Origin of the sequence: Bacillus sp. FSL R9-9410 (genome assembly GCF_038050385.1) — a bacterium.
Classification (GTDB): Bacteria; Bacillota; Bacilli; order Bacillales; family Bacillaceae_G; genus Bacillus_A; species Bacillus_A cereus_U.
Genome location: NZ_JBBOTV010000003.1, coordinates 471582 through 482087, shown reverse-complemented (window position 1 = coordinate 482087; position 10506 = coordinate 471582). Strand labels below are relative to the sequence as shown.

The window sequence follows — 10506 nt, the reverse complement described above, 5'->3', positions numbered from 1 at the left end:
TGAAGTGACCCCTAAAAGTTAGACACGGTTATTTCATTAGGCTACTTGATCCAAATGAGTCCGGTATTGTACCGGGCTCATTTTTAATTTTGCCTTAATCCGTTTCTTATTATAATAATCTATATATTTTTCTAATTCTATTTTAAAATGCTCTATACATTCAAATTCTTTTATATAGAGGAACTCCGACTTCATAATCCCAAAGAAATTCTCTATTACTGCGTTGTCGTAACAGTTTCCTTTTCGAGACATACTCTGTACGATAGCTCTTGATTCAAGTGTACGGACGTACTGTCTCATTTGATAATGCCATCCTTGATCCGAATGCATCAGTAGCTGGTGGTTTTCAGGTAAACGTTCTAATGCTTTCTCTAACATCTCTGAAACAAGTGAATACGTCGGTCTAGAACCAATTGTATAGGTAATAATTTCACCATTATACAAGTCTAATACAGGTGATACATACAGTTTTTCTCCAAACAATTTAAACTCTGTGATGTCTGTTACCCATCTTTGATTCGGTGCATCTGCATAAAAATTACGCTCTAAAATATTGGGTGCAATTTTACCGACTTTCCCTTTATAGGATTTATATTTCTTCATACGCACAACACACTTTAATCCAAGCTCTTTCATAATACGTTGCACCTTTTTGTGATTCACTTTCTGACCACGATTCGTTAACTCATCACGAATACGACGGTAGCCATAACGACCTTCATTCTCCTCATAAATCGCTTTAATCTCAGCTTTCAAATCGGCATCTACATCTGGGCGATTCATTTTCTTTACTAAATCATAATACGTGCTTCGTGGAATATTAGCTAACTCCACGAGTGCCTTCACCGAATATTTATGCCTTAATTCATAGACTACTTGCGCTTTGTCTTGTTTAGTGACTTTTCCTTGTTTTGAACTAAGGCATTCAACTTTTTTTAGTACTCATTTTCCATTTCAAGCTGTTTAATACGTGCTTCAAGTGCTTCGACTGACCCTTTAGCTAAAGCTTGTTTTAATTGTTTATTTGAATCTTGTTTCATGGATGGACGCCCCTTTTTCTTAGATTGAAGGGCATCAATTCCTTGTGTTTCGAGTTGTTTTTTCCAAACAGAAATCGTTGAAGGGGCAGGAATGTTAAAGATAGCTGCCGTCTCAAATAAGGACATACCGTTTTCAATCATAAAGTTTAGTACGTCTAGTTTAAATTGTTGTGTGTAATTTGTACATCGTTTTAGAAAAGCTTCCACACCATTCTGCTTATATTGGTTTACCCAATTCAAAATGATTGTGCCACTTATACCGATCGCTCTACCCATTTCTCGATAACTTTCATTTCCGTTCAAATAACGTAGAACGATTTGTATTTTTTCATCAGCTGTAAATTTAGCCATAGAAAAACTGCACCTCCAATTGTTAGACTGTGTCTAACAATTGGGGTGCAGTTCAAGTCGAAATTGACTCCTGTTCTCTTTTGTTAATTATTAACAAGACACTATTTTTACATAGCAATTGTGGATATAGCTTGTTTATAAATTAATTGTTGTTTCCCATTAACCAACATAAGTACAGTAAAACGATCTACCCCAACAATTTGTCCTGGTATTCTGACGCCGCTTTTTAAAAATAGAGTAATATTCTTTTTTTCTTTTTTTAATCGCTCATAGCTTTCCTCTTGAAAGTCCCACATCTATTTCTCCATCTCCTTTAAATAAACAATCAATTCATAATAATAATTGTATCAGCTTAATTCCGACTGTGGCCACTAGGAATTAAAAATAGCATGATGCTCCATTGAAGGATCTATTATAAAAGAAAAGCAACCATCCCCAACCCCTTCCAAGCTTGGAAGGGACTCGCTCGGCGCTAGCCAGGCAAACAGGTTTGGAAGACCTTCAAACCTGTTTGCATAGGTTCAAGCGTTTGAGATAGGCGAATCCGTCCATTCCTTATCCTCCCTCGTAAAGAACGCTCAGTCCGGTACCATGGAAAGAACAATATGTACTCCACCAAATCACGAAAGCTTAAGTTGTACCGTAGGTACCAACGTACAGTTAACAAGATGATGTCCGGTTGATAATGTTTCCACTTAAATATATTCTCCTTTTCCATACTGATCACGTACCTTTTATAGAGTAGTACTATCAGTATGTCCAAGTTTGATAGACCATTTTCGTATACTTCAAAGTTTTTGCACCAGAATCAGAAATGCTAAGTTGTTAGTGATGAGTACTCCCTCTCATATAAACAAGAAAATGTGTGAACAAAAAACGTAGGAGTATGTAGTCCTACGTTTTTTTATAAGCTATTCCTTAAATTCAGACTGAACTTCTGAATTTATTGGGCTTTGTATATTCTTTTCATCAGGAATTGGCTTCCACCAATTCCCAGTTAAAAATAACATGGTCAATAGATTATAACTATCACTGAAATAGCTTTCTTTCTTATTCTTCATCCAATCCCAACCGCTATTCACCCAAGCTTGATTGTTACTATTGGTTGTACCAGCGGCAATAAATGGTGAAACGAATACAGCTGTTGGATAATCACCAATATTTGTTCCATCTAGGCTATAACCGTCTACAATTTTAGATGGATTACCCTTTGTTTTATTTTTTATCCATGTAGTAACCTTCTCAGAAATCACCTTACTTCTCTTTTCTCCATACATTGCATAGTCCATAACAATTCGGAGTGGTACACGACTCGCATTATAGTAATATGCATCGGTATGTTTTGATTCATCTAAAAAGTTTTTAGGTGCGGGTTGTGGTGGATTTTTCACAACAAAATCAGAAATCAATCCTGTAGTTGGCGAGTATTTATTTGTAAACTGTGTATAAGTATTGTAGAGATTGTCAACAACATGAAGCCAAGTTTTATCCCCTGTAAATTCATAGAACGCTCTTAAATGAGACATCATCCAATCGGAAGGTCTAGTATCAAATGTACTTTTGGAACCCCAATCACCTAAATTCAAACTATTATTTTTGGTCACATTACTAGCCTTAATACCTTTTGTAATCATATTTTGAGCTTCTTTCAAATAGTTGATTGTGCCATTTGATCCCCATTGCTTATGAGCAAGAAGAAGTGAGTAAGCAATGTCTAAATCCCCATCTGTCGCAGAATCAAAATGCCCTTGCGCTTTTTTGCTATCGGCTACAACCCAACCCATTAAATTTGGGTTTTCGGAACTTTTAAAAGCTCTCGCTGTCTTAAATAAGCCATTATAAATAGTTTGGGCGTTTGAATCATAACCTGCCATTAAGACCGTGATTATCATACCATAACCTTGTCCTTCTGAAGTTCCTAACGGTTTAAAACCATCCGCATTCCCTGTAATCTCTCCTTTGACATAGTAGCCACCTGGTAGTGAAGAAAGATCATTCTTTAGATACTTCTTTTTCCAATTGTTATAATAATTTATAACTGAGGTATTCAAACTTTCTTGCGAAACATGATTTGGTTTAATAACACCAGAGTAGTTTACTTGCTGTGGAAAAGGTTTCATCTCTTTAGCAACAGCTGATACTTGGGAATAATTTGATATAGTTGAAGTATTTCTTAATGAAGTACTGTCTAAAACCTCTGCAGAAGTACAATTAGTATAACTTGCTAATCCTATCCCAAATGCACATATAACGGTGAATATCTGTTTTTTTCGGCTCATTTTTTCTGCTCCCTAAACAAATATTTTTAAATACAGACACGATCCTATGAACACTACTCTACTAATGTTTCCATTCCATTTTACTTATGATGTAAGTTATGGTCCCTGTAATAGAAATTCAAGTTATCATGGATAATAACCACGTAAGTTTATATACGCTCATGTGTTCCCGCTATCACAGCAGCCACTAATAGACCAAATGTACTTTCAATATAACAACTCTATCAAATTTCATAACATGTTAACGTAAGATATGTAGTGCTGCTGTACATCCGTCAACTTATATATTCATACCATTCCATCAATTAAAGTCGCGTTACTGTCTATTTATATAAGTTTCAAAACTTATATTAGAAGGAAGCTTTGAATAATACGAAGATGATTTTGTTATTACCTTTTTACTAATGCCTCAATCTTTATATGCTTTTCATCATTACTTAATTCCATTTTACTTATAATATAAGTTGTATTTCTAGGTAGTAAAAACTCATATTGTCCTGGATAAGAACTATGTTTTTCTATATATCCTCCGTGTGTTCCAGCTAATGTTTTAAATTCTATTTGGAAAACTTTTGTGCTAACTATTGGAGTATTAGATAGCAAAGAAGTACTTATATATCCATATTCCGTTTTAGATTTCCCTTTATATTTTTCTTTCAATTTATTAAATTCTTCTTTATCGATTTTACCATTTTTTATTAATTTATTAGGGTCATCCATAAATGCAATAGGGTCATCTCCTCTGAATAAAATTACATCCTCAGGTATCTCCCCCCTATTTAATACGCTGTCTAAAGCTAGAATATTATTTTTGTCGTTTGGATTTTTAATCTTTGTTATGTCTCCTTTGTTATCTCTAAGTGGTGTATTAAATTTCCCAGCATATTTTGTATAGCTATTTAAAACAGTCTGTTCATTTTTGTTTGGTTTCCATTTATTGTATTGTTTTTCTCCCCATTTTTTTGCTTGTTCTGGCGTTTCACACACTTTATACTGTCCTTGTTTCTTACATTCAGTTGATTCTTTTGCCGCTACTTGATACATATCTTTTTCTTCTGAAAGTGAATCAGCATATGCACTGTGACCACTTACACCGAATAACATTGATGCTGTTACAACAGCAGTTGATAATAAACCTAGTGAACGTTTCAACATTACCACTCCTTAAAATTTATTTACATAACAAACGTACTCTTTTTTTTTTAGTTTCGTAATACTTTTAAATATTTTTCAAAAGAAGTCTGACCTGATATGTTTTTTATATTTTTATAGCATAGGATATTTTATATAAATAATTTTCGAAGATTACAGTAACTGATACTCACGAAACTCAACATAAATGAGAAGGAATACATAAGAGAATTAAAGTCATTATTCGTTAATTATCTTGATATTTATACAAATTAATTAAATATTAATATGAAGTTAGGGTAACTATACATATTTTCTAGGAATTAATTGAGAAATAGTTTTATGTATATGAAAAACTATAATGTAATAGTAATATCCTTTTATGATTCCCAGATAAAAGAAATACAAAGATAAAAAATAATAGACTCCAAAAAACATGTTCAACATTCGTCTGATTTTATATTTCCCACTATTTTTATAGGAGAATCTTGACAAGAGGTTTGGCCAAGAAATGTAGCTATTAATTTTGATGCCCGGACAAACTATTAATGTACTTATGTCATTGATAGTTGCATGTTAGTAAGAGTTCATAAAAATGAAATACATTTAAACATAAAAATAATAGCCCTCCTAATTATAGGAGGGCTATTATTTCTCATATCAGTCAATCCGATTTTATACTAGTTTATACAATTGAAATCAGTATATTTCACGAACATTACATTATTATTGGTTAAGTAGTTTAGGGTTTCTTGTCGCAAGTTCAAAAGGTTTAGACTCTCATGTCCTGTAATTGAGACAAGAAAGTACCTACAGAATTTTTGATAATGTTTATTTATCAACGTTTGTTAATGAGATTTTAGTTTAGACTTTCATGCCGTTCTACACCTGTACAAAGACATGAAAATGGATACTTTTTAGACAAGAAAGTAGATACTTCTATTCCTATCATTGTTTTAGGACAAGAAGGTGGGTACTTTTTTATAAAGGAGTTGCTTCAGTTATATATAACTACGTGTATCATTATCATGATTTTCAATATCTGTATTACTAATCTAATATGTATAAGAAAAGAGGATATATGTTCGTATATTGAACATAATACCCTCTTCTTAGTTTAGTCCATTTAAACGGAATTCTGAGACTCTATTTTTATTTTAGAAAGGACAGCATAATTTTCTCTGTTTCTTCTTTACTTAAATCACCTGCAAGAATTATGACTTGATAAGCGCTATTCTTTCCTTTTGCAGGAACAATCATTTGCATTACTTTATAGGTTTCCTCTGTATCAAGACTTTCAACTAAGGTTATTTTTGTACCTTCTAATTCATAATTTGTTACCTTTTCATTATACTCCGCTCTTTTATTCGAGAATTCTTTTCCCTCATCAGTAACTGCAGATTGATGCACAATATATACATTATCTTTACTTTGATTTTGATATTCATAAATAAAATCGGGATTCATTTTTCCAGTAGTCTTCGGTGTTGTAACACCTTCTCCAGTTAATTTAAACCCTTTTACCACATAACTTGGGGCATTAATTGGAAAATCAACATATTTCTGTGCTTCCTTTTTAGTTAATCTAAATTCCGAAGTAATTTTCTGTCTAAATGGTCCAATTTCTTCACTGTTTTTCTGATATTTTTTTTGTTCTTCTGAATCTAACTTTTCAGGACTTCCTACTATCTTTACTTTTTTACCCAAAGTATATGCTTCTGTTTCTAAATCAATAAATCGTTCAAATTCTTCTTTTGTAAACAGATTTCGTGCCAAACCAACTTCTTTAAGTAAAGTATTATACTCTCCCTCTGAAACAAAAAATTCTGCATCTGCCCGTTCTTTTGTACCAATCATTTTTTCTACAATTTGCTGTATAGGAATATCGGTTTGTGTTTTTAATTCTTTCATATTATTTTTCACTTCTATTTGTTGTTTCTCAGGGTTAGTCGGCTTATCAGCACGGGCGTTTAATAAGGATACAGATGAAACTGCAATAACTGCCACAGCCCCTATCGCAGACCAACGATATGATTTTTTTTGGAATTTTTTAATCATTAGAATTCTCCTTTTTAACGCTCTCTTGTTTTTACTAAAATTTGCTATACTTGGTACTTGATAATAACTTGAGTAGTGTTCCAATAGACTAATAATAGTATGTCCATACGCAATTTGTTCCTCTGCATCTATACATGTAAGAGCTAATGCATCGCATGCTAGTTCTTGATCTTCCCGCATACATGAGTAGGCATACCATAGAATTGGATTAAACCAATTTAAAATTAGTAAGCCATGCATAAGCCAGTTCACACCAACATCTCTTCGCTTGATGTGAGCTAATTCATGATGAAAAATATATCGTAACTGTTGCTCATCTAATATTTTCATATGTACAGTTGACAATAGCAACTTGGGACGAATAAATCCAAACACTGTTGGACTGGAAACCTTTCCAGATACAAATAGAGGGATATTCCGTTGAATAGACATAGATTGCTTACACTTTTCAAAAATCTGGACAATCTTCTCGTCTGTAATAACAAGTTGTTTTTTTATGTAAAGTAATAAACGCCTGTTCATTATAAAAGTAGCAACGCTTAGAAGGATAACGCCAGTAAGCCAAATGTATATACAGATTGTATAAAATGAAATCGACTCATCGTCCTGCTTTTCATTAATACCTGCTTGTGTCTTGTTTGCCTGAACAGTTTTTGTTGAACTTGAGGTATAAGTATCTTCTTTTGTGAGAACCTTTGTATCGTCTATACCTTTTAATTCTTGCGTACTCTCTTTTGTAAGAAACTTAGCTACAGGATTTCCCCTAGAAATGAATGCATCATCATTCTTGTAAGTAAGAACAGAATAGATACTATAGGAACTATCTGGCGACCAAGGTAATACAAGTCTTATAATTAATATGATCCATAGCATATATTGCCAGCGTGACGTTAACTTATTTCTAAACAAGACCTTGATACATAAGATTAGACCCACTAATATACTAGCCATAATGGAGGTCTCAATCATCCAATCGAAAAAAGCAGGTAGATAGATATTTATAAATTTTTCTATCACTATAATCTATCCTTCCTCTGATTTTCCTCAGTTTTCTCATCCAGAATGCGTTTAAGTTCGTTAATATCTTCTGAAGACAGCTTTTCTTCTTTCAAAAAATTTACAAGCAAAGGTTTAAATGCTGCACCATAGAAACGTTTAAGTAAAGATTTCGTTTCCACTTGTAAATAACTATCTTGGGATACCAAAGGATAATAAGCATACATACGTCCTTTATATTGATGATAAGCAACTGCTTCTTTTTGGACTAATCGATTAATCAGCGTTCGAATTGTTTTTGGTTTCCAATCCATTTTCACCTCTAACGCTTCAATCACCTCATTTGCCGTTTGTGGAGATTTTGACCACAGTACTTTCATAACTTCTAACTCAGCTTCTGAAATTTTAGGTAATTCATTCATTGTTTAACATTACACCCCTCGTATTACATTTGTAATCCGCAACTGAATATTACACTTGTAATCTCTTGTTGTCAAGCTTGTTTGGTGTTTGTGGAATCTTTTCCTATACCCATCAACATAAGAATGGAAAAAATTAAAAGAAGTTTAGACTCTCATGTCCTGCTAATGAGATAAGAAAGTAAATCCTTCATGAATATTTTTGTTACTAATATAGAACTGGATTTTAACTTCACATCTATTTAGTATTTGCTATTTTTACAAAGTTTCCACTTTGGTGTCTTTGTTTAAAAAAGTACCCATTTTCTTGTCTCGATATATGGACAGGAAAGTGGGTACTAAATGAAATGTATCAGTAGATAATTCAGCATTTTTCACTATAAAATAAGTTCCTACTTTCATGTCTTTGTACAACAAGTGTAGAAAGACATGAAAATGGAAACTTTTTATACAAGAAAGTAGATACTTCTATTCCTATCATTGTTTTAGGACAAGAAAATGGATACTAAACGAATAATTTTTATTGGTAATTCGATATTGCACGATATAAAATTAGTATCCAGTTTCCTGTCTTTCTACAAAAATTCCTCAAAGAATTAGAGATACAAGTAAAAATAAAACAGCTACTATACTGAAAGCAGCTGTTTCCTAATGTATTTATCTTCTATGCATTTGTAGTAATGTTATCGTTAAATTTTCTAAATCTCCATCATTTTTAATTTCCTGTATGACTTTTCCTTCTTTCATAAAGAGTATCCGGTCACCAATTTCAGCAGCTACATCCATCATATGTGTGGAAAAAATAATCATGGTACCATCTCTTTTTAAAGTCTTTAATATTGTTAAAAACTCATCTACCCAATACGGATCCAGGCCATTTGTCGGTTCGTCTAATATCAAAATTTTAGGGTTTCCAAGGTACGCCTGCCCAAATAATAGCCTCTGTCTCATCCCTTTAGATAATCTATGTAACCGTTCATTTTTTTTCTCATTTAAGCCTATTGATTTAATAACTGCCTGTACTTTTTCTTTTCCTATATTTCGAAAAGCAGCATAAAAGAATAAAAATTCTTGAACTGTCATATCTTGCTGTGCATGAAAATCATCTGGCATATAACCTATTTCACTCACATACTGTTTTCTATCTTTCTGTAATTCTATATTCCCTAATTGAACGGTACCAGTTGTAGGTGTTGTAATTCCAGCAATTATATCAAGGAGCGTACTTTTCCCAGCTCCATTCCCACCGCATAATACGATACACTCTCCTTGTTTACTTTGAAATGAGATTGGTGATAATGCTATTTTCTTTTTATATCTTTTACATACTTCTTTGAGATTTAATACTGTCATTTTTTTCTTCTCCTCTCCATTTGCCACCCCGCCACAAACAAGAACACGATTGTATAGATAATGCAGTATATTAGTAGAATCCAAATAACAGCTTTACTTTGAAAAATCATTACCAATTGATCATATACTTGCCCAAATATTGCTCCACCACCTAATTGAATTACAAATATAATTCGAAGGAATTCTGCTGGGTTGCAAAACAATAACATTTTTATTAATGGTGCAATCATTGAATATGGAACAAAATTAAGAACACTAATTAAAGCCGTTGGCCACATCATAATAAGAAAGAACCAAACTACGATACTTATGGCTAAAGCTTGCCACCTAGTTATAGAAAAAGAACCGATTGTTATTCCCAGTAATAAAAATAAAAAAATTAATAAAACAGAGAAGATATACGTTGCTACCACCCAAAATATATCAAAATTACTACCGCTTACTAACCCAATGATTATACTTACTCCAAAACTCATTGAAAAAATAGCTGTTTGCGCTATAAATTGACCGATTATTTTACCTATTACATATGAGGTACTCTTTAAAGGATATGTACATAAAAGTCTCCATTTCCCATTTTCCACTTCGCCTGCGATAGAAAATGCTCCTATAATTAACATAAGTAAGGGTACAATATATAAAATAAGGTTTACCATTGTCCCCGTCACATTTGTATAATCTACTAAAGACGGGGTATTTCTTTCCATAACAAATATGAAAGAAAATATAGTTATCCAAAGAAACAAAAACATGTATGCAAGTTTACCCCTAACTGCACTACGCCATTCTGAATATAATATATTCCACATAGCTATTCACCTCTCTACTGAAAAAGACAACCATAGTTGGTTGTCTTTTTCTCACTAATTTTTCATAGTA

Annotated in this window: 8 protein-coding genes and 1 pseudogene; all 9 read right to left on the bottom strand. The window is 32.7% G+C overall.

All coding sequences use genetic code 11. The annotated features are described in order from the left end of the window. Nucleotides 1–36 precede the first annotated feature (36 nt). A protein-coding gene (locus MKX77_RS29130) for an IS3 family transposase (protein ID WP_341308559.1) occupies nucleotides 37–1391 on the bottom strand; the annotation gives its coding sequence in 2 pieces (ribosomal slippage) (nucleotides 37–938 and nucleotides 938–1391; 1356 coding nt in all). Nucleotides 1392–1498: 107 nt separating this feature from the next. Then, nucleotides 1499–1687, bottom strand: coding sequence for an RNA chaperone Hfq (hfq, locus tag MKX77_RS29125; RefSeq protein WP_341308558.1), 189 nt, complete (start codon nucleotides 1685–1687; stop codon nucleotides 1499–1501). Between the two features lie 314 nt (nucleotides 1688–2001). Then, nucleotides 2002–2109, bottom strand: a pseudogene (locus MKX77_RS29120) (IS6 family transposase); the annotation flags it as partial. Between the two features lie 193 nt (nucleotides 2110–2302). Further along, a complete protein-coding gene (locus tag MKX77_RS29115) occupies nucleotides 2303–3670 on the bottom strand; it encodes a glycosyl hydrolase family 8 (RefSeq protein ID WP_341308557.1) in 1368 nt (455 codons plus the stop codon). Nucleotides 3671–4060: 390 nt separating this feature from the next. Further along, nucleotides 4061–4825: an ADP-ribosyltransferase gene (locus tag MKX77_RS29110; RefSeq protein WP_193653926.1), complete on the bottom strand. Its 765-nt coding sequence runs from the start codon at nucleotides 4823–4825 to the stop codon at nucleotides 4061–4063. Nucleotides 4826–5953: 1128 nt separating this feature from the next. After that, complete coding sequence (locus MKX77_RS29105) at nucleotides 5954–7876, bottom strand: M56 family metallopeptidase (RefSeq protein WP_341308556.1); 1923 nt, start codon at nucleotides 7874–7876, stop codon at nucleotides 5954–5956. After that, nucleotides 7876–8277 carry a BlaI/MecI/CopY family transcriptional regulator gene (locus MKX77_RS29100; protein ID WP_001004323.1) on the bottom strand — a complete coding sequence of 134 codons (402 nt, stop codon included), beginning with the start codon at nucleotides 8275–8277 and terminating at the stop codon, nucleotides 7876–7878. Before MKX77_RS29100 ends, MKX77_RS29105 begins: the two co-directional genes overlap by 1 nt. Before the next feature lie 654 nt (nucleotides 8278–8931). Then, nucleotides 8932–9627: an ABC transporter ATP-binding protein gene (locus tag MKX77_RS29095; RefSeq protein ID WP_016119309.1), complete on the bottom strand. Its 696-nt coding sequence runs from the start codon at nucleotides 9625–9627 to the stop codon at nucleotides 8932–8934. Next, nucleotides 9624–10436 carry an ABC transporter permease gene (locus MKX77_RS29090; RefSeq protein ID WP_341308555.1) on the bottom strand — a complete coding sequence of 271 codons (813 nt, stop codon included), beginning with the start codon at nucleotides 10434–10436 and terminating at the stop codon, nucleotides 9624–9626. Before MKX77_RS29090 ends, MKX77_RS29095 begins: the two co-directional genes overlap by 4 nt. Between the last annotated feature and the right edge of the window lie 70 nt (nucleotides 10437–10506).

Bases quoted from the DNA above. Each gene is read 5' to 3' on its own strand.
- hfq (WP_341308558.1), bottom strand. From the start codon at position 1,687: ATGTGGGACTTTCAAGAGGAAAGCTATGAGCGATTAAAAAAAGAAAAA.
- MKX77_RS29115 (WP_341308557.1), bottom strand. From the start codon at position 3,670: ATGAGCCGAAAAAAACAGATATTCACCGTTATATGTGCATTTGGGATA.
- MKX77_RS29110 (WP_193653926.1), bottom strand. From the start codon at position 4,825: ATGTTGAAACGTTCACTAGGTTTATTATCAACTGCTGTTGTAACAGCA.
- MKX77_RS29100 (WP_001004323.1), bottom strand. From the start codon at position 8,277: ATGAATGAATTACCTAAAATTTCAGAAGCTGAGTTAGAAGTTATGAAA.
- MKX77_RS29095 (WP_016119309.1), bottom strand. From the start codon at position 9,627: ATGACAGTATTAAATCTCAAAGAAGTATGTAAAAGATATAAAAAGAAA.
- MKX77_RS29090 (WP_341308555.1), bottom strand. From the start codon at position 10,436: ATGTGGAATATATTATATTCAGAATGGCGTAGTGCAGTTAGGGGTAAA.